23 protein-coding genes and 1 tRNA gene are annotated in these 23,863 nt (G+C 70.1%); 11 read left to right on the top strand and 13 right to left on the bottom strand.

The genetic code is table 11. The annotated features are described in order from the left end of the window. The first annotated feature begins 40 nt into the window (after positions 1-40). Entirely contained in the window at positions 41-310 is a 270-nt protein-coding gene (locus tag AC4D2E_RS14535; protein ID WP_490910248.1) for a hypothetical protein, read from the top strand. A gap of 39 nt (positions 311-349) precedes the next feature. On the opposite strand, the gene AC4D2E_RS14530 is transcribed toward AC4D2E_RS14535, so the two are convergent. Together AC4D2E_RS14530 and AC4D2E_RS14525 are read right to left on the bottom strand one after the other, a co-directional pair. Continuing rightward, on the bottom strand, positions 350-988 hold the full coding sequence (locus AC4D2E_RS14530; protein ID WP_490953070.1) for a hypothetical protein: 639 nt from the start codon (positions 986-988) through the stop codon (positions 350-352). Between the two features lie 257 nt (positions 989-1,245). Then, positions 1,246-1,318: transfer RNA gene (locus AC4D2E_RS14525), tRNA-Ala, on the bottom strand. 112 nt (positions 1,319-1,430) lie between these two features. Between AC4D2E_RS14525 and AC4D2E_RS14520 the strand changes: the two genes are divergently transcribed. From AC4D2E_RS14520 to AC4D2E_RS14510, 3 genes are all read left to right on the top strand, one after another. Then, complete coding sequence (locus AC4D2E_RS14520; RefSeq protein WP_490953069.1) at positions 1,431-3,008, top strand: DHA2 family efflux MFS transporter permease subunit; 1,578 nt, start codon at positions 1,431-1,433, stop codon at positions 3,006-3,008. Between the two features lie 36 nt (positions 3,009-3,044). Continuing rightward, positions 3,045-4,523 (top strand): S10 family peptidase, encoded by a 1,479-nt coding sequence (locus AC4D2E_RS14515; protein WP_490953068.1) that lies wholly within the window; start codon positions 3,045-3,047, stop codon positions 4,521-4,523. Positions 4,524-4,764: 241 nt separating this feature from the next. Continuing rightward, complete coding sequence (locus AC4D2E_RS14510; protein WP_490953067.1) at positions 4,765-6,507, top strand: glycoside hydrolase family 15 protein; 1,743 nt, start codon at positions 4,765-4,767, stop codon at positions 6,505-6,507. 3 nt (positions 6,508-6,510) lie between these two features. Here the strand turns inward: AC4D2E_RS14510 and AC4D2E_RS14505 are convergent, their stop codons facing one another. Further along, positions 6,511-7,011 carry a DUF456 domain-containing protein gene (locus tag AC4D2E_RS14505; RefSeq protein ID WP_104167825.1) on the bottom strand — a complete coding sequence of 167 codons (501 nt, stop codon included), beginning with the start codon at positions 7,009-7,011 and terminating at the stop codon, positions 6,511-6,513. A gap of 126 nt (positions 7,012-7,137) precedes the next feature. On the opposite strand from AC4D2E_RS14505, the gene AC4D2E_RS14500 reads away from it, so the two are divergent. Then, positions 7,138-8,181, top strand: a complete 1,044-nt coding sequence (locus AC4D2E_RS14500) for a hypothetical protein (RefSeq protein WP_490910252.1) — start codon at positions 7,138-7,140, stop codon at positions 8,179-8,181. A gap of 73 nt (positions 8,182-8,254) precedes the next feature. Here the strand turns inward: AC4D2E_RS14500 and AC4D2E_RS14495 are convergent, their stop codons facing one another. Together AC4D2E_RS14495 and AC4D2E_RS14490 are read right to left on the bottom strand one after the other, a co-directional pair. Further along, positions 8,255-9,172: an SDR family oxidoreductase gene (locus tag AC4D2E_RS14495; protein WP_104167823.1), complete on the bottom strand. Its 918-nt coding sequence runs from the start codon at positions 9,170-9,172 to the stop codon at positions 8,255-8,257. Positions 9,173-9,498: 326 nt separating this feature from the next. Continuing rightward, positions 9,499-10,356, bottom strand: coding sequence for an SGNH/GDSL hydrolase family protein (locus tag AC4D2E_RS14490; RefSeq protein ID WP_258069872.1), 858 nt, complete (start codon positions 10,354-10,356; stop codon positions 9,499-9,501). Between the two features lie 89 nt (positions 10,357-10,445). Between AC4D2E_RS14490 and AC4D2E_RS14485 the strand changes: the two genes are divergently transcribed. The 3 genes from AC4D2E_RS14485 (at position 10,446) to AC4D2E_RS14475 (ending at position 12,251) form a co-directional block, all read left to right on the top strand. Next, a complete protein-coding gene (locus AC4D2E_RS14485; RefSeq protein WP_490953066.1) occupies positions 10,446-11,300 on the top strand; it encodes an SDR family oxidoreductase in 855 nt (284 codons plus the stop codon). Positions 11,301-11,306: 6 nt separating this feature from the next. Then, complete coding sequence (locus AC4D2E_RS14480; protein WP_490953065.1) at positions 11,307-11,945, top strand: flavin reductase family protein; 639 nt, start codon at positions 11,307-11,309, stop codon at positions 11,943-11,945. A gap of 75 nt (positions 11,946-12,020) precedes the next feature. Then, positions 12,021-12,251 (top strand): zinc-ribbon domain-containing protein, encoded by a 231-nt coding sequence (locus tag AC4D2E_RS14475; protein WP_104167819.1) that lies wholly within the window; start codon positions 12,021-12,023, stop codon positions 12,249-12,251. A 12-nt stretch (positions 12,252-12,263) separates the two neighbouring features. Here the strand turns inward: AC4D2E_RS14475 and AC4D2E_RS14470 are convergent, their stop codons facing one another. The 6 genes from AC4D2E_RS14470 to AC4D2E_RS14445 all read right to left on the bottom strand — a co-directional run bounded on the left by AC4D2E_RS14470 (position 12,264) and on the right by AC4D2E_RS14445 (position 17,577). Then, a complete protein-coding gene (locus AC4D2E_RS14470; protein ID WP_490953064.1) occupies positions 12,264-13,010 on the bottom strand; it encodes an anti-sigma factor in 747 nt (248 codons plus the stop codon). Then, complete coding sequence (locus AC4D2E_RS14465; protein ID WP_258069871.1) at positions 12,997-13,560, bottom strand: RNA polymerase sigma factor; 564 nt, start codon at positions 13,558-13,560, stop codon at positions 12,997-12,999. The genes AC4D2E_RS14470 and AC4D2E_RS14465 overlap by 14 nt, the downstream gene beginning before the upstream one ends. Positions 13,561-13,635: 75 nt before the next feature. Continuing rightward, positions 13,636-14,328 (bottom strand): class F sortase, encoded by a 693-nt coding sequence (locus AC4D2E_RS14460; RefSeq protein ID WP_490953063.1) that lies wholly within the window; start codon positions 14,326-14,328, stop codon positions 13,636-13,638. Positions 14,329-14,402: 74 nt separating this feature from the next. Beyond that, positions 14,403-15,221 (bottom strand): DUF4397 domain-containing protein, encoded by an 819-nt coding sequence (locus tag AC4D2E_RS14455; protein WP_490910257.1) that lies wholly within the window; start codon positions 15,219-15,221, stop codon positions 14,403-14,405. A 104-nt stretch (positions 15,222-15,325) separates the two neighbouring features. Continuing rightward, entirely contained in the window at positions 15,326-16,174 is an 849-nt protein-coding gene (locus AC4D2E_RS14450; RefSeq protein ID WP_104167816.1) for an HpcH/HpaI aldolase/citrate lyase family protein, read from the bottom strand. Positions 16,175-16,281: 107 nt separating this feature from the next. After that, positions 16,282-17,577, bottom strand: a complete 1,296-nt coding sequence (locus AC4D2E_RS14445; protein ID WP_490953062.1) for a DUF2254 domain-containing protein — start codon at positions 17,575-17,577, stop codon at positions 16,282-16,284. A gap of 251 nt (positions 17,578-17,828) precedes the next feature. Between AC4D2E_RS14445 and AC4D2E_RS14440 the strand changes: the two genes are divergently transcribed. Together AC4D2E_RS14440 and AC4D2E_RS14435 are read left to right on the top strand one after the other, a co-directional pair. Next, complete coding sequence (locus AC4D2E_RS14440) at positions 17,829-19,193, top strand: MFS transporter (protein ID WP_104167814.1); 1,365 nt, start codon at positions 17,829-17,831, stop codon at positions 19,191-19,193. A gap of 309 nt (positions 19,194-19,502) precedes the next feature. After that, entirely contained in the window at positions 19,503-21,152 is a 1,650-nt protein-coding gene (locus AC4D2E_RS14435) for a thiamine pyrophosphate-binding protein (RefSeq protein WP_490953061.1), read from the top strand. Positions 21,153-21,154: 2 nt separating this feature from the next. On the opposite strand, the gene AC4D2E_RS14430 is transcribed toward AC4D2E_RS14435, so the two are convergent. Then, positions 21,155-21,721 (bottom strand): dihydrofolate reductase family protein, encoded by a 567-nt coding sequence (locus AC4D2E_RS14430; RefSeq protein ID WP_104167812.1) that lies wholly within the window; start codon positions 21,719-21,721, stop codon positions 21,155-21,157. A gap of 22 nt (positions 21,722-21,743) precedes the next feature. After that, on the bottom strand, positions 21,744-22,478 hold the full coding sequence (locus AC4D2E_RS14425; RefSeq protein ID WP_490953060.1) for an MOSC domain-containing protein: 735 nt from the start codon (positions 22,476-22,478) through the stop codon (positions 21,744-21,746). A 227-nt stretch (positions 22,479-22,705) separates the two neighbouring features. Here AC4D2E_RS14425 and AC4D2E_RS14420 point away from each other — a divergent pair, with 227 nt between their 5' ends. Continuing rightward, a complete protein-coding gene (locus tag AC4D2E_RS14420) occupies positions 22,706-23,776 on the top strand; it encodes a zinc-dependent alcohol dehydrogenase family protein (protein WP_490953059.1) in 1,071 nt (356 codons plus the stop codon). The last annotated feature ends 87 nt before the right edge of the window (positions 23,777-23,863 follow it).

The raw sequence follows: 23,863 nt of genomic DNA, 5'->3' as shown, positions 1-23,863 counted from the left end.
TGGATAATGGAGTTCCACGCCATGTTGCAGGGAGGGTCAGATGAGTTGGGACGAGCAGCCCGGGAACACCGACACGGCCGACTTCACGCCCTGGCCACGGCCCGTCCCGTGGCACGTGCTCACTGCGATCAAGAAGGTGCTCCTCGTGGCCGCGGTCCTCGTGGGCGTCCATCAGCTCTTCCCGTCCACCACGCTCGGCTCCTCCCTGAGCAGCACCTTCACCCTGCTCGTGGTGATGTCCTGGCTCGGACCACTCGCACGGATCCTCGCGGCGAAGCCCTGGACGCGGAAGGACCCCGACGAGGAGTAGGCGACGCGGCGCGACGGGAAGGCGGTCTTCATCGGTCGGCTAGGGATGTTCCGCCGACTCCTCGAGGGCCTCGCACAGATCGACCACGCCACTGGTGGTGTCCCTGACGATCTCGACCGCATCGGGTTCGACGGCGTCCTCGTCCTCCGAGAGGCTGATCTCGATCCTCAGCTTCCCGTCCTCGAAGTAGAAGAGCTCCGGGAACCCTCCTCTGTCCAGCTCCGCCGAGTCGGTCGCACTCACCGGATAGACGATCGAAGGCCCTTCCAACGTCTCCACGACGGTCGACCTGTCCGCCGAGATCCGCTGGCTGCCCGGCCCGGAGACGTCCAGTTCGTCGATGAAGCCTCCGTCGGGGAGGTCCCCGCCAGGGGTCGCCGTCAGGTCCACGGTGCCATCGCCCCGGTACCTGATCACCGTCGACCCGTCGTCCTTGAGCGTGGACTTGTAGTGGACGTCTCGGACGTCTCCGGAGGTCATGGTGACGCTGGTCCCGCACGCCGGGAACTCGATGGGGTCGTAGTAGTCGTCGGGGACGGGCACGTACTCGCCGTCCGTGTCCGCCGGCGGCCAGGGGGCGGGAACCTCCTCCCCGTTGGCCGATGCGGCAGAGGCCGGCCCCGCGACGAGGGACAGCGTGGCGAGAAAGGAAAGACACAGCTTGTTCTGGATGTTCATCTCAGGCTCCCGAGTGCGGCAGGAGTGCAGCCGTGGTGCGTCCTGCCCGGATAAGGGGTGGATGCCGTGAAGGCGACGGGTCCGCCGACGGAACGGTCATCACCGTGCGCGTCAGTCAGGTCGTGCACCGCAACAAGCTACGCCTGGATTTGTCGGGCTGTCAATGGCAGCCGACGCCATACCGCTACCCGATCGGCGGACGAACCTACCCGCCGATCACCGGGGCACCGACAGCATGCACGTGCTGTGGGATCGAGTGGAGCTTAGGGGAATCGAACCCCTGACCTTTTCATTGCGAACGAAACGCTCTACCAACTGAGCTAAAGCCCCGGATACTACTTCCGAACACCAACACTGTACCCAGAAGTTCCCCCTACGCCCAAAGCGCGGGTGGTTCCCGCCCTCAGCGTGGATGTCAGCGCGCGGGCGTAGTCTTCTCCCCATGTCCAGCACCCCCACCCCGGCAACCGCCGGTCCCTCGAAGCACGACGAGATCAGGGCGTGGCCGGCCCTCTGGTCGCTCGTCATCGGCTTCTTCATGATCCTCGTGGATTCGACGATCGTCTCGGTTGCCACCCCGGCCATCATGGAGGGGCTGGACGCCGGCATCGACAGTGTCATCTGGGTGACGAGCGCCTATCTGCTGGCCTACGCCGTACCGCTGCTCGTGACGGGCCGGCTGGGTGACCGCTTCGGGCCGAAGCGCATCTACCTGGTGGGGCTGGTGGTCTTCACCCTCTCGAGCGCCTGGTGCGGGCTCTCCGGCACCGTGGAGGCACTCATCCTCGCCCGCGTGCTGCAGGGGTTGGGTGCCGCGCTCATGACGCCGCAGACCATGTCGGTCATCACCCGGATCTTCCCGCCCGAGCGGCGCGGTGCCGCCATGGGCCTGTGGGGTTCCGTCGCCGGCATCGCAACCCTCGTGGGCCCCGTGCTCGGCGGCATCCTCGTGGACTCCGCCGGGTGGGAGTGGATCTTCTTCATCAATGTCCCGATCGGCGTCATCGGCTTCATCCTCGCCTCCCGCCTCGTCCCGACCCTGCCCACCACGTCCCACCGCTTCGACATGCTCGGTGTGTTCCTCAGCGCAGCCGGCCTGTTCTGCCTCGTCTTCGGCATCCAGGAGGGTGAGACCTACAACTGGGGAACCATCGCCGGCCCCCTGTCCGTCTGGTCGCTGATCATCACGGGCATCGTGCTGCTCGTCGCCTTCGTGGTCTGGCAGAAGATCAACCGCGGCGAGCCCCTGGTGCCACTGCGGCTGTTCCGGGACCGCAACTTCTCCCTCGCCAACACCTCCATCAGCGCCATGGGCTTCGCCATCACCACCATGGCGCTGCCCCTCATGCTGTATGCGCAGACCGTCCGGGGCCTCTCGCCCACGCAGGCGGCGCTGCTCCTGACCCCGATGGCCGTCATCTCCGGCGCCCTCGCCCCCTTCGTCGGCAAATTCGTCCAGCGGGGCAACCCGAAGTACATGGCGATCGCGGGTTTCGCCGGCATGTCGGCGTCCCTCTTCTGGCTGGGGTCCATCCTCACGCCGGACGTCCCGATCTGGCAGCTCCTGCTGCCGATCTCCCTGCTCGGTCTCTCCAGCGCGGGGATCTGGGCGCCGGTGTCACTCACCGCCACCCGGAACCTCGCCCCGTCGCTGGCGGGAGCAGGGTCCGGGGTCTACAACACCACCCGCCAGATGGGCGCCGTGCTCGGGAGCGCTGCGATCGCGGCGATGATGCAGTCACGCCTGATGACGAACCTCGACGGCGGCGGCATGAGCGCCACCCCCGGAGGAGCACTGCCCGACGAGGCGAAGACCGGCTACGCCCTCTCGATGGGCCAGTCCCTCTACCTGCCGGCCGGCGTCATCATCATCGGCTTCCTCGCCGCGCTGTTCTTCGCTAGGCCGCAGCAGAACACCCAGTGGTCCCGGGACGCCGCGGCCGCAGGCTCGGCGGACCACGCCCAGGGTGACGCGCGCCCGGCGACGGGCCCCCGGGCGACGACGCCCGCCGACTCCTGAGCTGTTGCCTCGGAGAACTACCGGTAGTCTTCTGGCATGGCTGATGAGACGACGGACACACCCACCACTGCCGCGCGGGAACAGGATGCACGGGCCAAGGAGGTGTCGGACGACTTCGCCGTCAGGGAGCACACGTCCGCCTCGGGGCTGAAGTACACGACGACGACCGGGCGGCTCGTCCTGCGGCGCGAGGAGACGAAGGACGGCAAGGTGGACGGCTTCAAGCCGAAGGCCGAGATCTTCCTCGTGGCGTACACCAAGCAGGACGCCGAGCCGGACCGGCCTGTCACCTTCGCCTTCAACGGCGGCCCCGGGTCCGCCTCCGTGTGGCTCCACCTGGGGCTGCTGGGTCCGCGCCTGGTGGACTCGGGGGACGTCGGCGCCATGACGCCCGCGCCCTTCGGGCTCGTCGACAACCCGGACAGCCTGCTGGAATCGAGCGACCTCGTCATGATCGACCCGGTGAACACCGGCTACTCCCGCGTCGTCGACGGTGAGGCGGCCGACGAGTTCCACGCGTTCGTCCAGGACCGCGACCTCGTGGCGGAGGTCATCCGCCTCTGGACCACGCGCAACAACCGCTGGCTCTCCCCCAAGTATCTCGTCGGCGAGTCCTATGGCACGCTGCGTGCCGTCGCGGTGGCCGGGCGCCTGTTCGACGCCTGCGGCATGGCCGTCAACGGGCTCGGCCTGATCTCCACCGTGCTCAACATGTCCACGCTGCGCTTCTTCCCGGGCAGTGACCTGCCCTACGCGCTCCACCTCCCCACCTACGCCGCCATCGCCCACTACCACGGGCGGCACGGGGACCGCGAGCTCTCCGACGTGCTCCGTGAGGCCGAGGAGTTCGCGGCGCGCGACTTCGGTTACGCCCTGACGCAGGGCAGCCGGTTGAGCCCGGCGGAATACGACGACGTCGTCGCGCGACTGCACGCCATCACCACGCTCGACGAGGGCTTCATCCGCCGGACGAATCTCCGCTGGGCGTACCACGAGTTCGCTGCCGAGCTCCTGCGCGGGGACGGCCTCGCGGTCGGCCGCATCGACGGCCGGTTCGCTGCCCGCCCCGAGAACCAGCAGGCCTCGGACTCCTTCGACGACCCGAGCATGCGGGCGATCACCGGACCGTACTCGGCCGCGATGAACCACTACGTCCGGGCCGAACTCGGCTACGAGAACGACCTCCCCTACGAGATCCTCACCGCCCGCGTCCAGCCGTGGAGTTACCGGACGTTCGAGGGCGCCCCCGTCGACGTCTCCGGCGTCCTCGAACGTCTCCTCGTGCACAATCCCGCCCTGCGCGTGCACGTCGACTACGGCTACCACGACGGCGCCACACCCCACTTCGCAGCCGAGTACGTCTGGGCGCACATGAATCTCGACGACGCCGCCCGGGCCCGCTTCACGCACCACTACCACGAGGCCGGGCACATGATGTACCTGAACCCGATAGCACGTGATGCCCAGCTCCGCGCGCTGGCTACGTTCGTCACCGAGAACCGGACCACGCGGTAAATGATCAGTAGGATGATGAATCGACCGGCCGTGACCCTCGCGGCCGGACCCGACCGTAAGGACACACCATGCTGCTGAAGAGAATCCTCTGGGCCCTCGTACCCGTCATCGCATCACGCCTCATGAACCGGCGGGGCCAGCCGTCGCGTGCCAGCAAGACGCGCTACAACGGCAGGTAGCAGCGGCAGGACACCACGGGACAGGAAGGCACGGTATCGCACTCCGGGATGAGGCGGGCTTCGTGGATCTCCGCTCCTACGCGGCGATCGGCGACGGCCGGACGGTGGCGCTGGTGGCTCTCGACGGGTCCATCGACTGGTATCCGACCCCGGACCTCGATTCGTCGCCGGCCTTCGCCCGTCTGCTGGATGCGCAGGAGGGCTTCCTGTCCCTCGCCCCCACGGGGGACTTCTCGGTGGAGCGCCGCTACGCGGACGGCTCCAACGTCCTGGAGAGCACCTACACCACTGCCGCCGGCACGGTGCGGGTCACGGATTCGCTCAACACGGGAGTGGCCGGCCGCCTTCCGTGGGGCGAGCTCGCCCGGCGTATCGACGGCCTGACCGGTTCCGTGGAGATGGCATGGGCCGTCGCACCCGGCACCTGTTTCGGCGCCGCATCGCCGTGGGTCGATACCGGCGCAGGGCATCCGATCCTGCGCATCGACGGCGTCGCGCTCGGTATCCTCGGCATCGACCACGGCCTCCGGCACTCCCAGGGGCGGTCCGTCGCGGGCGCCTTCACCACGTCACCGGACTCGAGGCACCTGGTCGCTGTCGTCTCCACGCACGGCGAGCCACTCCCGCTCCCGGACCCGCAGACCATCGACGACGGCGTGGACCGCACCATCGCCAACTGGCAGTCGTGGTCGGACAACTTCGCCTACGACGGCGAGTACCGGCACGCGGTCCTGCGCAGCGCCCTCATCCTGAAGCTCCTGCTGCACAGCCCGTCCGGATCGATCGCCGCCGCAGCCACGACCTCCCTTCCCGAGAGCGTCGGGGGCGGCAAGAACTGGGACTATCGCTACGCGTGGGTGCGGGACACCGCCTACACCCTGCATGCCCTCACCCGGGCGGGGGTCCGCGAGGAGGTCCACGCCGCCGTGTCGTGGATGCTGAAGAACCTGCGGGCGCAGGGGACCGAGCTGGAGGTCTTCACCCGGCTCAACGGTGACATCCCCGAGGGCACCGGACGCCCGGACCTGACCGGCTGGCGCCATATCGGGCCCGTCGTCGACGGCAATCCCGCCGCGGGCCAGCTGCAACTCGGCGTGTTCGGGGACATCTTCGACATCGTGTGGCAGTACGTCCAGGCAGGCCACGCCCTCGATCCGGCGACGATGCGCCAACTCGCCGACCTCGCCGACCTCACCTGCGACATCTGGCAGCGCCGCGACGCCGGCATGTGGGAGTTGCCGGAAGAACGGCACTACGTGACCTCCAAGCTCGGGTGCTGGAACGCACTGCGGTGCGCCGTCCTGCTGGCCGAGCGTGGCCAGCTCCAGGGGCCCGTCGAGCGGTGGGCCGCGGAGCGCGACCGCATCCGCGACTGGGTGCATGAGCACGGCTGGTCCGAGGAACGCCAGAGTTACATCTGGTACCCGGGGTCCACCGAGCTCGACGCCTCGATCCTCCTGCATGCGATGAGCGGTTTCGATCGCGGACCGCGCATGTCCTCCACCCTGGACGCCCTCCGCGGGGAGCTCGGCGCGGGCCCCCTGCTCTACCGCTACAGCGGGATGCAGGAGGAGGAGGCGACGTTCGTGGCGTGCGCCTACTGGATGGTGTCGGCGCTCGTCGCCGTCGGCCGCCGGGACGAGGCCGTGCACCTGATGGAGGAGCTCGTGCCCCTGGCCAACGACGTCGGCATCATGGCCGAGATGATCGAACCGTCCGACAACGCGTTCATGGGCAACCTGCCGCAGGGGCTGAGCCACCTCGCACTGATCGTCGCGGCGCTGACCCTCTCGGGGGAGTCCTGACGCCTACTGGCCGGCGAAGTAGACCCAGACCCCGATGACCCAGGTGGCCCCGGCCAGGCAGGCGAGCGCCAGCTCGGCCAGGATCCCGAAGCCCGTCGCCTTCAGGGCATGCAGGCTCGAGGTCACCGCCTCCCGCACGTTCCGCTGCCGGGCGAACTCGCTCAGGAACAGCCCGAGGGCGAACCCGACGAACAGGCCGACGACGGGGATGAGGAACATGCCCGCGATCCCCGCGAGCACACCGATGGTGACGGACCGGCCCGGGATCCGGCGCTGCCGGAGGGTCCTGCCGGTGAGGACGAGTCCGGCGGCGAGACCGGCACCCGCAAGGACGGTCCCGATCGCGAAGACCGTCCAGCCCGTGGCGCTCCCCACCGTGAGCGCCCAGACGAGCAGCGACACGATGATCAGGATGCTGCCCGGCAGCACCGGCACCACGACCCCCGCGATGCCCACGGCGATCAGGGCCCCGCACACCACGGTCATGAACAGCTGAGGATCCATGGCCCCAGTCTTCGATCCCCCGGTGCGGCGCGGCGCCACCGGTCTTTCCACCCGCCGTCATGGGATACTTCAAAGGAATACTAAGCCACCTTAGCGAGCCTGCGGGCCCTGAGATCAGGAGGACCGATGAGTACACCGGCAACAGGGAACACGGACGGCGAGCGCCGCGGCGCCGTCGGGTCCGAGCACGCCCAGACCCAGGACAACCCCACCGAACTGATGGACACCCACCGCACGGGAGCCGGAGAGAGCGGCTCCGGCGCGTCGGCCGTGGCGCCGTCGTCGGCGCGGAGCGGAGGGAACGACGCCGGGAGCGGGTACGAGTCCGACGACGACTCGGTCGGCGACTACGTCCCGGGCATGTATTCCGGTAGTTCGGCCGACACCGAGGACAGCACCCCCACCCGCCGGCAGGCGGCGCCGATCTCCGCCTCGCGGGACGAGCCGCGCCCTGCGGAGCACACGAGGACGCAGGCCCACACGCAGGTGGTCCCCGTGACGCCCGCCGGGAAGCGCGAGGAGCGCGGCACCGCCGATCCCGGCACCGACCGCCCCCTCCCCCGCGGCGCCGTGGCCGGCTCGGGTGTGCCCAGCCCATCCGACCGCAAGCTGCTGCACCAGCGGGAGAAGGAACACTTCGGGGGCATGAAGTTCGGCTCCGCGTTCTTCGGCTGGCTCACCGCGACGGGCATGTTCGTGTTACTCTCCGCGGTCGTGGGCGGCCTGGCCGCGCTGTTCGGCGTCGGCGGCACCCTCTCCATGCAGGACCTCACGAGCGGTTCGGGCGAGGCGCAGACCGCGGCCATCACGACCGCCGTCGTCCTCGGCATCATGCTGCTCGTCGCCTACTACACCGGCGGCTACGTCGCCGGACGCATGGCACGCTTCAGTGGCGCCAAGCAGGGTGTCGCCGTCTGGCTCTGGGCAGTGGTCGTCACCCTCGTTCTAGCGATCATCGGACTCATCGTCGGCAACCAGGCGAGCGTCACCGAGCGGGTCCAGGGTCTCGGTCTCCCCGCCCTGCAGGACTTCACGGGTCCCGGGCTCCTCGCCCTGCTCGTGGTGGCCGCCATCGCACTCGTCGGGGCCATCCTCGGTGGTCTCGCCGGCATGCGGTACCACCGCCGGATCGACCGCGCGGACTTCGACGCCCTGGACGAGGCGCCGTAACCGTCCAGCACCGTACAACACAGCAACCCCGGACTCACAGGAGTCCGGGGCTGCTGTGGTCTGCCGTCAGGACCTACGGCGAAGGCATGCCGCCGTTGACGTTCAGGGTCTCGCCGAGCACGTAGCTCGACTCGGAGGACGCCAGGAAGACGTAGGCGGGCGCGAGTTCGGTCGGCTGGCCCGCACGGCCCAGCGGGGTGTCCTTCCCGAATTCGGGCAGTGCCTCTTTCGGCTGTCCGCCCGAGGGCTGCAGCGGCGTCCAGATGGGTCCGGGCGCCACAGCGTTGACGCGGATGCCCTTGGGCGCGAGCTGCTGCGCGAGTCCCTTGGTGAAGTTGTTGATCGCGGCCTTGGTGCTCGCGTAGTCCACGAGGGTGGGCGAGGGCTCGTAGGCCTGGATCGAGGTCGAGTTGATGATCGCCGAGCCGGGCTCGAGGTGCTTGAGCGCCTCCTTGGTCACCCGGAAGAACGAGTAGATGTTCGTCTTGTACGTGTGGTCCAGCTGCTCGTCGCTCAGGTCCTCGAGCGACTCGACGGCCACCTGCTTGCCGGCGTTGTTGACGAGGGTGTCCAGTCCGCCGAGGCCGTCCACGGCCTGCTGCACGAGGGAGATGCAGTACGCGGGGTCCTTCAGGTCACCCGGGATGCAGACGGCCGTGCGGCCCTCCGCCTCGATGAGTGCCTTGACGACCTGCGCGTCGCCTTCCTCCTCGGGGAGGTAGGACAGGGCGACGTCGGCTCCTTCGCGGGCGAAGGCGATGGCCACGGCGGCGCCGATCCCGGAGTCCGCGCCGGTGATGAGGGCCTTGCGACCCGTGAGGCGGCCCGTGCCGCGGTAGGAGGTCTCGCCGCGGTCGGCCTTGATCTCCATGCTGGACTCGAGTCCCGGCTCCGCCGTGTGCTCGGCAGGAGGGGTGATGCTCTCGAACCTGGTGACGGGGTTCTGGAAGGTGTACTGGTCGGTCGATCCTGTGGTGCTCTCGGAGGTCATGAGTGTTCTCCCTGGGTTTGTGCGTGTCCTGCGCCGCGACGGACGCCGGAACGAAGGTCGGCCCGCCGGTAAAGCTAAGCCTACTTACGACCCTAGGCGCGCGAGGACACCACCGACAAGTCGAGGACCACGCCGGACCGCACTGGCGGTAGCCGGCCTCGAGGACTATGGGCGGCAAGGGCAATCCTGCCGCAGGCGCGCACCGGCCGGAAGGTACTAGAAGATGACGGAGAAGAAACCCGCACCGATGCTGAGGACCAGGGCGGCGACGAGGAGCCAGACGATCGGGGTGCGGAGCCTGCGCATGTGATCCATAGGCGCCGAGTCTAGTCGCCGCTCCGCGGCCACCGTGCATCGCCTCGGGACGACGGGTGCCCGACCTGGGCCGCGGCCGCCTGTCGGGCGCGGGCCAGGCGCTTCAGCCCGTCGGCCGGGCGGACGGGTTCCGGCCATCGCGGTTGCAGGTCGTCACCCAGCGTCACCTTCCGCAGGCGCCGCCCGAACATCGGCACCACCCACTCCCCGAGCCAGGCCGACTCGCGGCGCAGCCCCGCCACCAGCCCCGCATACCCCTCCCGCTCGGGCAGGCGCGGCGTGAGGGAGTGGTCAACGCCGAGGACCCGCAGCACGTGCGCCGCCAGGTTCCGGTGCCCAGCGGGGGACATGTGCAGCCGGTCGGCGTCCCACAGTCCCGGATCCGAGTACTCGTCGAAGCACCAGTAGTCCACGAGGACGGCGTCGTACGTTCGCGCGATGCGCCGCACGTGGTCGTTGTAGAGCCAATTGCGGCGCTTCATCGGCTCGAAGACGGGGCTCAGCGGGATGTCGAACCCGGTGAACAGGAGCGGACGGGCGCCCGATGCCGCGATGCGCGCCACCACGGACTCGTACTCCCGCATGAGGGATGCCATGTCGGTACGCAGCTCGAGGATGTCGTTGCCGCCGGCGTAGAGGCTGACGAGGGTCGGCTCGAGGGCCAGCGCGCGGTCCACCTGTTCGTCCCGCACGTGGTGCAGCCGCTTGCTGCGGATCGCGAGGTTCGCGTACTCCCATGCGGGGTCCTGGCGCCCCAGCTGCTTGGCCACGCGGTCCGCCCAGCCCCGCACCCCGTTGGGGAAGGAGTTGTTCCAGTCACCGACCCCCTCGGTGAAGGAGTCCCCGATCGCCACGAACCGTCCAGCCATTCGAAGGAGCCTAGCGGCGCCCGGCGGCCCGCGGACCATCGGTCGGCGAACAGACGGTGAAGCGGGGAGGAAATATTTCCGTCCCCGCCGTGGCTGTTCCGGGCATGGAGCAGCGCATCGCAGTCACAGGGTCGACCGGCATGGTGGGCGGACGTGTCGCCCGGGAGCTCGCCGCCGAAGGGGTGCCGCTGATCCTCCCGGTCAGGTCACCGGACCGGGCGGAGCATCTCGCCGACGCCGTCATCCGGCAGTGCACGTACGCCGACGCCGACGCCTCCGCCGCGGCGCTCGCGGGCGTCGATGTCCTGTTCATGGTCTCCGCTGCCGAGGAGGCCGACCGCGTGGCGACCCACCGCACCTTCATCGACGCGGCGAAGGCGGCCGGCGTGCGGCACGTCGTCTACACCTCGTTCCTCGGCGCCTCCCCCGACGCCACGTTCCTGCTCGGCCGTGACCACTGGGCCACGGAAGAGTACCTGCGGCGCTCCGGCATGGCCTGGACCTTCCTGCGTGACAATCTCTACCTCGACGTCGTACCCGCCCTCGCGGAGGACGGCGTCATCCGCGGTCCGGCCGGCGACGGCCGGCTCTCCGCCGTCGCCCGGTCCGACGTCGCCCGGGCAGCCGCCGCAGTGCTGCGGACGCCCACGGACCACGAAGGCAGAACGTACCGGCTGACCGGCCCGGAGTCCTTCACCCTGACCGAGGCCGCTGCGACCATCAGCGCGGCGACCCCCGCGACCGTGCGGTTCGAGGACCAGACGTACGACGAGGCGATGGCCTCCCGGGCCCACCACGGCGCGCCGCGCTGGCAGGTCGAAGCCTGGGTGAGCACGTACACGGCCATCGCCCGCGGCGAGCTGGCCGAGGTGTCCCCCGACGTCGAGCACCTCACCGGGCGGCGCCCGCTCGGCCTCCGCGACCTCCTCGCGGCGCAGGGCTAGGTCCGGATGCGCAAGGACGTCGTCCCGGACCCCGCGAACAGCCGCGCGTTCTACAAGTTCCTGACCTCCGTCGTCGTGCCACGCCCCATCGCCTGGGTCTCGTCGACGTCCGCTGAGGGCGTGGACAACCTGGCGCCGCACTCGTTCTTCACGATCGCGTCGGTCAACCCGCCGATCGTCCAGTTCACGTCCGTGGGCCGCAAGGACTCCGTGCGCAACATCGAGGCCACGGGCGAGTTCGTGGTGAGCTTCACCCCGGAGGACCTCTTCGAGGCCGTGAACGCCACCGCCACCGACTTCCCGCCGGAGACCAGCGAGTTCGACGCCGCCGGGCTCACCCGGGAGCCGAGCACCGCGGTGAAGCCACCGCGGGTCCTGGAATCCCCCGTGGCGCTCGAGTGCCGGCTGCACCTGATCCAGGAGATGGGCGACTGCACCCTCGTCTTCGGCGAGGTGCTGCACGCCGCGGTCTCGGAGGACGTGCTCGACGGCGACCTCCCCTCGATCGCCGCGCTCAGGCCGCTCTCGCGGCTGGGGAAGAACGAGTGGGGCACCGCGGGGACCATCCGGACGATTCCGCGCATCCCCGTCAGGGACTGGCCCGCGCACTACCGCGGGATCCGCACGGCTCCCGCCCCCCCCTGAGTACCACGCGGAGCGCCGGAAGAGGGAATACTAAGGGGGCTTTCTTCTGTGTCGTCGGGCCCTTACCGTGAAGAGATGTTCTTCCTCTTCGGCCTCACCACACGTGAGCACCTCCAGTCCACCCGCTCCGCTTCCTGCCGCTACTGCGGGAGGTTCGCACCGCAGCAGGTGATCCAGCGCAGGACGAAGATCTCCGTGTTCTTCATCCCGCTCCTCACCGTGAACAAGACACGCCTGCAGGTGTGCACGAACTGCGGCGGCACCTCGCGCATCAACGGTGCGGAGGAGCGCGCCCTGGTCCGCTGACCGCGGCGGCGCTCAGCCTCCGACGGCGCCGATCGTGCCCCTGACCATGCTGACGCTGGAATGGGTGGGGTCCCCGTCGAAGGGCTCGTCGGAGATGTCCACGATGGGGTACTGCGCCAGGTCGATGTCGTCCGGCACCGCGAAGCTGCCATGCTCCGCCTCCAGCAGGCCGACGCTGTACATCTCCTGCAGGTCGGGGGCGATCAGCCACACCTGCAGGAACCCCTCCGGCGTCGCCCCGGCGAGGTCCACGTCGAGGCTCCGGGTGCCGTCCTCGGCACGCGAGACCGTCGCCTCCCCGGAGCCGGAGAAGCCGGGCAGCGGCTCGAGCTCGGTCTGGGCCAGCACCACGCTGTTCTCCCCCGGCCGCAGGGTCTCCCACCCCCAGAGCGCTCCTCCACCCACCAGGATGCCGACACCGGCGGCGACCGCAAGCCAGCGGGTGGAGAACTGCCGCCTCCCGCGGTCGGGCCTGTCCCTGACCGCAGAGAGGTTCTGCACGGTCGCTACCGACTCCGCATCGGGCCCCGCGCCCTCCGCACGCAGGCCGAGCTCGGCCCTGATGGACTCCCAAATCGCCGGGTCGGGCCGCTCGAGGACCGCTACGGTACCATCGGCTTTCGCGGCGGCGACGACGCTCCGCAGTTCGTCCACCTCGGCCGCGCACGTGCCGCACTGTCCCAGGTGCTCCTGCGACCAGGGGTCGAGTGGTTCACCCAGCGCAGCGAGTCCGACGGCGTCCGGATCAAGATGCTGCATTCCACTCCCCCAATCGATTGCGTAGGTGCACGAGACTCCTTCGGATGTGGCTCTTGACGGTTCCCAGGGGGAGATTCATCCGCGCCGAGATCTGTTGATGTGTGAGGTCTTCGTAGAAGGCCAGCTTGAGGATGGAGCCCTGGGGCTCCCCGAGCCGTTCCAGCTCCGAGCCCAGGACCACGCGGTCGGTGATGGTGTCCACACCGAGATCGAGGGCGGCGCCGGATTCCGGGGCGAAGCCGGCCCGGGCCACCAGCTGTTCCTGCCGGCTGCGGGCCGAGAGCGAGTCGAGGATGACGTTCCGGCAGATCCCCATGATCCACGCCGGCACCACCCCTGATTCCGGGTCGAAGCGGTCCCTCGATCGCCAGGCCCTGACGAACACGTCCTGGGTGACGTCCGCGGCGGCCGCGCGGTCCCTCAACGATCGCAGGGCGATCGTGTACACGAGCGGGGAGAAACACTCGTACGCAGCGGTCATCGCCCGCTCGTCCCCTGCGGAGAAATCCAGGTCGAGCTGCTTCGTCCACTCGGGGCCCGGAGATGCCACGTGTCACTCCTCAAGCCGGGGCCGATGCCGCACCGATGCGGCATCCTGTGATCCTAGGCTCTTACCCCATCAGACTCAGAGCGGTAAGGCTGTGAGCACTACATTATCCTCATAGTCCCCTTCCTCGGGCAGCCACTCACCCCCACAGGTGATGATCTTGAGCTCGTGGCCGCCGTCGCGGTCGAAGATCTCCGACCCATCCAGCGTGGCCTTCGGGACGTTCCGTACGTCGGAGACCGCATAGGTCAGTGACCGCCCGTCCTCCAGCCCCACCGTGACGGTGGTCCCGATCGCGACGTCCTTCAGCTGGGCGAAGGGCATCACCTCCGTGAGGCTGTCGACGTGGGCGGCGATCACCGCATTGCCGGCTTCCGCGCCTGGCGCGGGGCCGTACCGGTACCACCCCGCTTCGTAGAAGCTGTCGGGGATCTCCATGGCGTCGTTCTCCTCGATCCCGACGTCCACGACCTTCACGGAGATGTCGGTGCCGGCGACGACGAGCGAGACCGGGGCCGGGTCCTGCGGCCGGAGCGCCCCGTCCGCAGGCTGGACGGGCACGTCGGTGATCGCCGTCGGTGGCATGGCGGCCTCGGACGCCGGGGCTGGGTCGGGCGCCGGAACTGCGGCGTCGCCGGCGGGCGCCGACCGGGTGGGGACGGGAGCCGTGATGGCCGGTGCCGGATCCGCCGGATCGTCGGCCTGCGCGCATCCCACGAGGAGGATGGAGGCGAGGACCGCCGCGGCTGTCGCTGATCGTCTGGGATGCACTGTCCGGAACTCTCCTGCAGATGGGGTGCCGGGCGGGGAGGAGTGGGGTGCCTCCCCGCCCGGCAGTACTGGTGTCAGACGCGGGCGGTCCGACGGCGGGCGACGGCTGCCGCGCCGCCCAGCAGGACCAGGAGGAACGCCCCGATCCCGACGGCCGCGCCGTTGTCGTCCTGGGCCGCGAGGCCGGACTGGCCTCCGGGGACGGCACCCGGCGAGGAGTGGAGTCCCTCGATCGACTGGGTGGCGAGCGCGAGGTTGCCGGCCTCGAGGCTGCCCCAGGCATAGACGATCGTCGAGGTGCCCTCGGGGAGGTTCAGATCGGCAGGGCCGATCACCGGATCGGTGGTGCCCGTGGCTGCGACGGCCGCCGACACCATGCCGGGATCCGTGGTCAGCGAAGCCTCGTCCGGGTTGCTGAGGTTCTGGACGATCGGCGCATCGCCGGCCAGGACGTCGACGGCGGGAGCGGCCGCGACGTGGCGGACCGTCAGCCGTGTCTTGCCGGCCTCGATGGTCGAGACGTCGTTGGTGAAGAAGTTCGCCGTCGGCTGCCCCGCGGCGTCGAGATTCGCCGTCGCGGTGTAGTTCCCACCGGCCTCCAGCGTCACGTCGACGGGACCGATCACCGGCGCACTGGCATCCGCGGCGTCCGACGCCGTGATGGCCAGCTGGTAGTTCCCCGCCGGCAGGGCGAGCGGACCGGCCAGCGTGCCCGGGGTGAAGTCGTCCAGCGTGAGGGCGCCGTTGACGTAGACGTCGACGGTGAGGTCGGGGACGCCGTGAAGGACGGACAGGGACGCATCGGCCGGCGCTTCGGCTGCGGTCGCCGGGGCGGCGATGGACGCTGCTCCCAGGGCTGCGACGGCTCCAATGGCGTACAGGCTTCGTTGCATGGCTACTCCTTGGTGTGGCCCCGTGGCGGGGCTTTTTCGCTGACACCCGGTACTACCCGATGGCGGGGCGATTCGGATGCACGGAACACCAAGAATTTTTTCGGTCAGGCGTTCCAGAGCCCGTAGGAGTCCGCGAGGGAGGAGATCTTCTGCGCGCGTGCCAGGCGCGGCAGGTAGGAGCCGTCACCCACCACGGCGCCGGCGGCGTGCTCGCGGAGGAGCTCGGCGGCCCAGCTGATCTCGGACTCACTGGGCGACAGCCCGCGGTTGATGGTGTCGGTCGCATCGGTCAGCAGGCACAGCTTGCCCGTCATCCCCATGGAGGCCGTGACCCTGCAGGCCTCGAGCAGCTCGTCCCCCAGGGCGCCGACGGTGGGGCCGTCGATCGGTCCGGGCAGCTGCCCCACGCGGGAGGCGACCACGAGCTTCGACCGCGCATAGGCGAGCGCCATCGGGTCGTCGGAGGCACCGGTGTCGCGCCGGAAATCGCCGACGCCGAACGCCAGGCGGAACGTGCCCGGCGCGCTGGCGATCGCCGTCGCGTTCTCGATGCCGAGCGCCGATTCGATGAGCGCCAGCACGGGCGTGCCCGCCTGGAGGCGCATGGCCGTGTGGGTGACCTGTTCGGGCTTCTCCGTCATGGCGAGCATGACGCCGCGCAGGCCGGGCGCCCTGGACAGGGCGGCCAGGTCATCGGCCCAGTACTCCGTCTCGATGCCGTTGACCCGCACCCACGCCGTCATCCCGGTGGAGAGGGCCTCGACCACGCGCTCCCGCGCTTCGGCCTTGCCTGCCGCGGGGACGGCGTCCTCCATGTCGAACACCACGGAGTCGGCCTCGGAGGTGAGGGCCGGGATGAAGGTGTCCTCGGAAGCCGCGGAGGCCAGCAGCCAGGATCGTGAGAGCTTGGCGGGAAGCGCTGCGGCGCGGCTGTTTCTGAGGAAGGTGGCCATGGTCAAACACTACTGAGGATCGCTCCGAGTTACCCAACGAACATCACCGCATCGCGTGAACACTACGACCAAAACCGGCCGGGCGAGCCGGGACCGCGCACGGGGGTTCACCGTGCAGCGGACCCCTGCCCGTCGCGCAGGGGGTGCGACATGGTGAGCTCGTCCGCCGATCCGATTCCGGACGGGTCCGCCACCAGCATGGCCCTGCGGTCCGCGTCGCTGCCCGTGGAAGCGGCGGCGGTCTCGGTCAGCAGGGCCAGCTGGTGCTCGAGCGCCGCTCGCCGCTCGGGGAGCGCGACGGTCAGCAGATCCTCCAGCGCTGCCCGCAGGCGCCGGACGACCTGGGGTGATCCCGCGCCGGCCTGCCGGATCTCGTCGAACGCGAGGCGCACGTAGCCCTCCCAGTGCATGGTGGGCACGGTGAGCCGCAGCGTCCCGTCCCTGTCCCCGTACCGGCCGTCGTGCAGCGGTCGCTGGGCGATCTGGCGCAGGATGTCATGGATGCGGTCGATGGACTGCACGGCGGTGGTGGGATCATCGAGGGGCCCTCCTGACAGGGAGTGCTCGGCGATGTCCACCAGCATCCTCAGGCCGTAGGCCACGTCCTGGTTCATGGTCCGCTCGGGGCCGGTGACGATGGCCCTGCTCACGGCGCGGTGGGAGATGCCGGACGGATCGCCGACGATGCGCACGATCGAGGCCCCCTTCGGCACGAAGTCCCCCACCGCCCACAGCAGTTCGAACCGGCAATCCGCCTTCGTGGCCAGGAGGATGAGGCGACCGTGGTCGATGGTGAAGACGACCCCGCCGTGGGGCGCGGAGACGAAGCCTGGATCAGGGTCCGCCGCCGTCCCCGGTCCCGGGTAGACGCGATCGAGGGTCCTCATCGTGTCGTGGGCGACCCAGCCGACCAGCGCCGCGGCGCGCAGGGACTGGCCGATGTGATTCAGGTACCAGACGAGTGTCGCGATGCACGAGAGCACCAGCACGATGGCGATGAGGACGGCAAGGCCAGGGACGGTCCCGCCGTCGGGAGTGGTCCTGATGGCCCGCATCGAGAGCAGGGCGTGGCTGAACGTACCGGCGAACAGGCCGAGCGCCACCTGGCTAGGGCGGTCCTGCAGGATCTGGCGGACGATGCGCGGCGAGAAGCTGCCCATTGCGAGCTGGACGACCAGCACCAGTAGCGACAGCACCAGCCCCGTGAGGGTCAGCATCGCGAAAGCGATGAGATAGAGGATCTGCATCGCGGCCGTGGTGTCGCCGGTGACACTCTCGGGGATCATGTCTCCGTCGTCGATCGACGTGGTGATCAGGGACAGGGCGATGCCCCCGAGGATGAACAGCACCGGCACGACCCACAGGCTCGTCTTGAGCCAGTGTTCGAGGCGGAATCGTCTCATGACCACCTACTTCTGAACCATCGAGTGCATCCCGCCCACTCTTGCTGGCTTCGGGGTCCCGGTGCAAGGACTCCCGCCCTCCGGTCCGCGGTCGCCACCGCCACGATTTCCTGCATGGCGAGGAGGAGCCCTTGACCCTTACCGAAGCGCGGCCTAGCATTCGTATACGATTTTGTGCCCGACGGCGACGACCAGGGCGTCCTCACCCGGCACACGAGTAGCCACGCACTGCAAAAACAAGGGAGTTTTTCATGGCACTAGCGTCCGAGCGTCCAGACGCACAGCCCCGGGACGGCATGAGTGCGGCCGACCGCAAGGTCCTCGCCGGCACCATGGTGGGCACCACGATCGAGTGGTACGACTTCTTCATCTTCGCCCAGGCCGCCGGCATCGTCTTCGCGACACTGTATTTCGGGCCGCTCGAGGGCGAGAGCCCCGGTCTCGCCCAGCTCGTCGCCTGGGCCACGATCGGTATCAGCTTCTTCTTCCGGCCCCTCGGCGCCGTCGTCGCGGGCCGTCTCGGTGACAAGATCGGCCGGAAGAAGATGCTCGTCTTCACCCTGATCCTGATGGGGTCCGCGACCGCCCTGATCGGCCTGCTGCCCACCTACGCACAGATCGGCATCTGGGCGCCGATCCTGCTCATGCTCCTGCGCATCCTGCAGGGTTTCTCCGCCGGCGGGGAGTGGGGTGGCGCAGCCCTCATGGCCGTCGAGCACGCACCGGTGAACAAGCGCGGCTTCTGGGGGGCCTACCCGCAGATCGGCGTCCCGGTCGGCATGATCCTGGCCACCCTGGTGCTGTTCCTGCTGCGCAGCTCGATGTCCCCGGAGGACTTCCTCGCCTGGGGCTGGCGCATCCCGTTCCTGCTCTCCGTGGTCCTGATCGTCGTCGGCTACTTCATCCGCGCCGCCGTCGCCGAGAGCCCCGTCTTCAAGCGCATGATCGAGCGGAAGCGCGACACCGCCACCCCCCTGCGCGACCTGCTGAAGAGCAACAAGAAGCACGTGATCCTCGCCGCGGTCATCTTCATCGGCAACAACGCCGCCGGCTACCTCGTGATCGCGTTCCTCTCGTCCTACGCACAGCGCACCCTCGGCATGCCGGCGGCTCCCGTGCTCCTCGCGACGCTCCTCGCGTCCTTCGGCTGGCTCATCTTCACGCTCTACGGCGGCATCCTGTCCGACCGCATCGGCCGCGTGCGGACCTTCCAGATCGGCTACGGCCTCATCTTCGTCTGGATGATCCCGATGTTCATGCTGATCGACACCCGCAGCATCTGGGCGTACGGCATCGCCATCTTCGTCCTCACCATCGGACTCGGGCTGTCCTACGGCCCCATGTCCGCGATGTACGCCGAGATGTTCCCCGCCAACGTCCGTTACTCCGGCATCGGCATCGGCTATGCCCTCGGGGCGATCCTCGGTGGCGCCTTCGCAGCCCTCATCGCCGAGGCACTCCTCATCGCCACCGGATGGTCCGGCTCCATCAGCCTCTACATCATGGGCCTCTGCGTCATCTCCTTCATCGGTGTCACCCTGGTCAAGGAGACCAAGGGGGCGCCCCTGGAGGCGGAGACGGACGACGCCGGCGCGGGGGCCGAGCACCGCGCCTGACCGGCCGACGCCGTCGGGCCCGGCCCGCCGTACCCCTGGACATGCCCACCGACCGCTACCGGCCCGGTGGGCATGTCCACGCATGCCCACCGGGCGGGCCGACCCGGCGGGCGGAGCGGCCGGGGAGGACGCGGGGAACCGCGCGCCGTGCCCGCTATAGTGGCACTCGTCGGGCGCCACGGGCGCCGTGCCTGAAAAAGAGGCAATAAGGGCATCGCCCGAGGCACATACGGAATTCACCCACCAGGTCCCCGGGTGACCGTGTGCCTGCACCAGTGCCACGGGGACTTCGCCTGCAAGGATCCGACAATGGCCACCGTCTCCGCCCGCATCGTCTCCGCCCTCCTGCCAGCCACCACCGAGGTGTTCGGCGTCATGGGCAACGGGAACGCGCATTTCCTCGACGCCGTCATGGCCGCACCCACCCTGCACTTCACCGCGGTGCGGCACGAGGCCGGGGCCGTCGCGGCCGCCGACGCCTACCACCGGGCCGGCGGGCGCCTCGCCGTCGCCACCACCACGTACGGCGCCGGGTTCACGAACGCGCTGACCCCGCTGGCCGAGGCCGTCCAGGCGGACATCCCGCTGCTGCTCGTGGTCGGTGATGCTCCCACTAGCGGGCTGCGCGCGTGGGACGTCGATCAGGCCCTCGTGGCCAAGGGGCTCGGCGCCACGACGTTCACGGTCTCCGCCGCTCGTCCGCTGGCGGTGACGACGGCGGCGGTCGAGCACGCGCTCCGTCACCGCGAGGCCGTGGTGCTGGCCATCCCGTACGACCTCGCCGCTGCGGAGGCCGCCGAGGAGGAAACCCCGGCGGCGCCGGCACCCCTCCCCCGCCCGGCACCGGCGGCGGGTGACGTCGACCGCGTCGCGGCGCAACTCTCGTCCGCCGAACGGCCCCTGGTCCTGGCCGGCCGCGGCGCCTGGGTGAGCGGGGCAGGCGACGCGGCAGCACACCTCGCCGACCGCCTCGGCGCCCTCACCGCCACCTCGGGTCTCGGCGCGGGACTCTTCGGGGACGCCGCCGCCCTCGGCATCGCGGGCGGCTGGGCCTCGGAGCGCACCGCCGGTCTGATCGAGCAGGCCGACGTGGTCCTGGTCCTCGGCGCGCGGCTCAACCAGTTCACGCTGCGCTTCGGCCACTCCTTCGGCGCCGACGCCCGGGTCATCCAGGTGGATCTCGCCGCCGGCCCCACCTCGCCGGCCGTCACCGACTTCGTGCACGCCGATGCACGCCTCGCGGCGGAGGCGCTGCTCGCCGCCGTCGACCGCCGCGAGGGCGAGCAGCGGTGGAGCACGCGTGCCGCCGGGGACGCCCTGCGGGCCCATGACGCCCGGGACGACGGCGAGCCGACGGCACCGGACGGCCGGCTGGACCCTCGGAGCCTGTGCCGCGCGCTGGACAGGATGCTGCCGGCGGACCGGACCGTGGTGCAGGACGGCGGCCACTTCATCGGCTGGGCGCCCGGGTATCTGCGCGTGCCCGCGCCGAACCGCCTGATCATGGTGGGCACTGCGTACCAGACCATCGGTCTCGGCTTCCCCAGCGCCGTCGGTGCAGCCCGCGCGCTGCCGGACTCCACCGTGGTCCTGTGCACGGGCGACGGCGGCGCGCTCATGGCCCTCGCCGATCTCGACACGGTCATCAGGACCGCACGCCGCGCCGTCATCGTGGTCTTCAACGACGCCGCCTACGGAGCGGAGGTCCACCAATATGCCGTTCGGGGCATAAACCCGGGGCCCATGCTGATCGACGAGGTGGATTTCGCCGCCGTCGCCCGGGCCCTCGGGGCGCGGTCCGCGACCATCGACGCGCTCGACGACCTCGCCGCGGTGGCGGGCTGGCTCGCGTCCGACGACGACGGAGTCCTCCTGCTGGACTGCAGGATCTCCCGGCAGGTCGTCGCCCCCTATATGCAGGAGATCGTCGCCGTCGCCGCCCGGGTGGGCGCCCGCTGAGGTCAGTGCCTCACGCGGTAGCGGGAGATCACGACGCCCGAGCCGAAGACACGGCTGCCGACGAGTTCGAGGTCCGCGCGGCGGTGGTGGCGTGGGAAGAACGGGCGGCCGCCCCCGACCAGCACCGGATGGACCCGCACCTGGTACTCGTCGATGAGGTCCAGCGCAGCCGCCTCCTCGGCGAGAGTGGCCCCTCCGATGGCGATGTCCCCCTCCGCCGGGTCGGCGCGCAAGCGCTCGATCTCGTCCGCCAGACTGGCGGACGCCAGACGGGTGTTGCTCCCCCGCACCGCGGACAGCGAGTGGGAGAACACCACCTTCGGCAGCCCTTTCCACAGTGCGGTCCACTCGCGGTCCGGCTCGTCGGCCGAGGAGTCCTGGTCGGCGGTCTCCCAGTACAGCATCGTCTCGTAGAGCCGGCGCCCCAGCAGGTGGACGCCGACCGTGCGGATCTCGTCGATGGCGGACCGGAAGACCTCCTCGTCGGGCGTCGTGAAGTCGAAGCCACCATCCGGACCGACGATGTAGCCGTCCAGGGAGACCCCCATCGAGTAGGTCACGTTGCGCATCAGCTCTCTCCTCCGTGATGTATCAGGACTCGGTACTTCGCAGGGTCACCACATCTCCCACGCTGATTGCTCCGATGCGGTCGACGCGGGCCTGCACCCCGAACTCCATCCCATTGTGGACGGAGAGTGCCCTCAGCGCCTTGGGACCGGCGCCCATCCCGGCCTGGGGCTGGTCGATCATCGTGCAGCGGGGCATGCCGGCATCGACCGTGACGATCACGTCCGCCCCGATGGCAAGCTCCACGCCCGTCCAGTCGCGTTCGAGGAACAGCGGAGCGGACCCCGTGTCCAGGACGAGATTAGGGCGGAAGCGACGTTCCTCCACCATTCCGCCCAGCAGGTCCGCGAGCGCGGCGAGGGACGACGTCGTCAGCAGGTGGAGCGGCGACTCGTCGTGGTGCTGGAGCGTGGTCCCCTGCCTCAGCACCAGCTCCTGGCCGAACCCCGTGGTCAGTGCCTCGGAGGCTGCAGGGTCATCCACCCGATACGGGACACCCGCCGGACTGCGGAGGAGGGGGACGCCGTCGTGCCCGTCCAGCTCCGACGTCCAGTCCAGCAGCCCGGGGACGGGCCGGAAGCGGCGTGTGCGCTTGCCGCTGGCGATCCCGCCGTCGTGCGTGTAGACCGCCCAGCGGCGGTCGTGCTCGAGCCCCGACGGGGTGACGGCGGCGGCGCCCACCGCCTGGCCCGACGTCGACTTCACCGGATAGCGGTACAGCGCGCGGACCCGCCCGACGGGTGTTCCCTGGTGCGGCATGCGGTCATTCTCGCACCACGGCTCGCAGGCGTCACGGAGGCGCTGGAGCCGGCCACCACCCGGCAGGGGCGAGGCGCCCTCCGGAGAGCCGATCGGGCGCCCCCCGCAGCGTACGATGAGCCCTCTACCAGGGGGTCCCATGGCGCTCGAGGACGACGGACAGGCGGGTGGACGGATCCGCGGACCGGAGCGTAGCGCCGGCCCCGCCACGGATCGAGGGGTGAGCCGTGCGCGCGTGGTGGGTTGACGACCCCGCGCACGATTCCCCCGATCCCACGGCCGGGCCCGGCACGAGGAGCACGTCGACGCTGGTGTTCGGCACCCGGCCCGACCCGGTCCCCGGCCCCGGTGAGCTGCTGGTGGGCGTCCGGGCCTGCGGGGTGTGCAGGACGGATCTGCACCTGGTCGAGGGCGATCTGCCGGCGAAACACCCGCGCACCGTGCCGGGGCACGAGATCGTCGGCACGGTGGTGGACACCGGACCCGGCTGCCGGCTCTTCCGCGTGGGCGACAGCGTGGGCATCGCGTGGCTCCGCTCCACGTGCGGCGCCTGCCGCTTCTGCCTCCGGGGCGACGAGAACCTGTGCCTGTCCCCCCGGTTCACCGGCTGGGATGACGACGGCGGGTACGCCGAGCTCGTGACCGTGCCCGAGGCCTTCGCGTATGCGGTACCGCCGGGGTTCGACGACGAGGAGGCGGCCCCGCTGCTCTGTGCCGGGATCATCGGGTACCGGGCACTGCGCCGGTCCGGGGTGCGGCCCGGTGGCCGGCTCGGCATCTATGGCTTCGGGGCGTCCGCCCACCTCGCCGCGCAGGTGGCGATGTTCGAGGGCGTGGAGGTGTCCGTCATGACCCGCTCGGCGAGCGCGCGGCGCCTGGCCGCGGATCTTGGCGCCGTCTTCGTGGGGGACTCCGCCGCGGAACCGCCGCAGCCGCTGGACGCCGCCATCCTGTTCGCGCCCGCCGGCGGCCTGGTACCCGCCGCCCTGCGCGCCCTGGACCGCGGCGGCACCCTGGCCATCGCGGGCATCTACCTCAGCGACATCCCGGTACTGCACTACGCGGACGAGCTCTTCCAGGAACGCCGGCTCTGCAGCGTCACGGCGAACACCCGGACCGACGGCCGTGAACTCCTGGCGCTCGCCGCACGCATCCCGCTGCGCCCCACCATCCAGCGGTATCCGTTCAGCGCCGCGGACCGCGCGCTCGAGGACCTGGCAGCGGACCGCGTCGACGGCGCGGCGGTCCTGCACCTGGCCGGCGGTACCGGTGGGGACACCGGGGCCGACGGGGCCTGAGCGCCGTGAAGTCCGCGGCCACCCCGGCCTCCCGGCGACGAAGTGGGTGACCCGCACGGCCGCCGGCCCGGAACGGTCCGCGCCCGC

The organism is Arthrobacter sp. TJ-265 (assembly GCF_058269135.1).
This window is presented reverse-complemented; position numbering and strand designations above follow the sequence as displayed.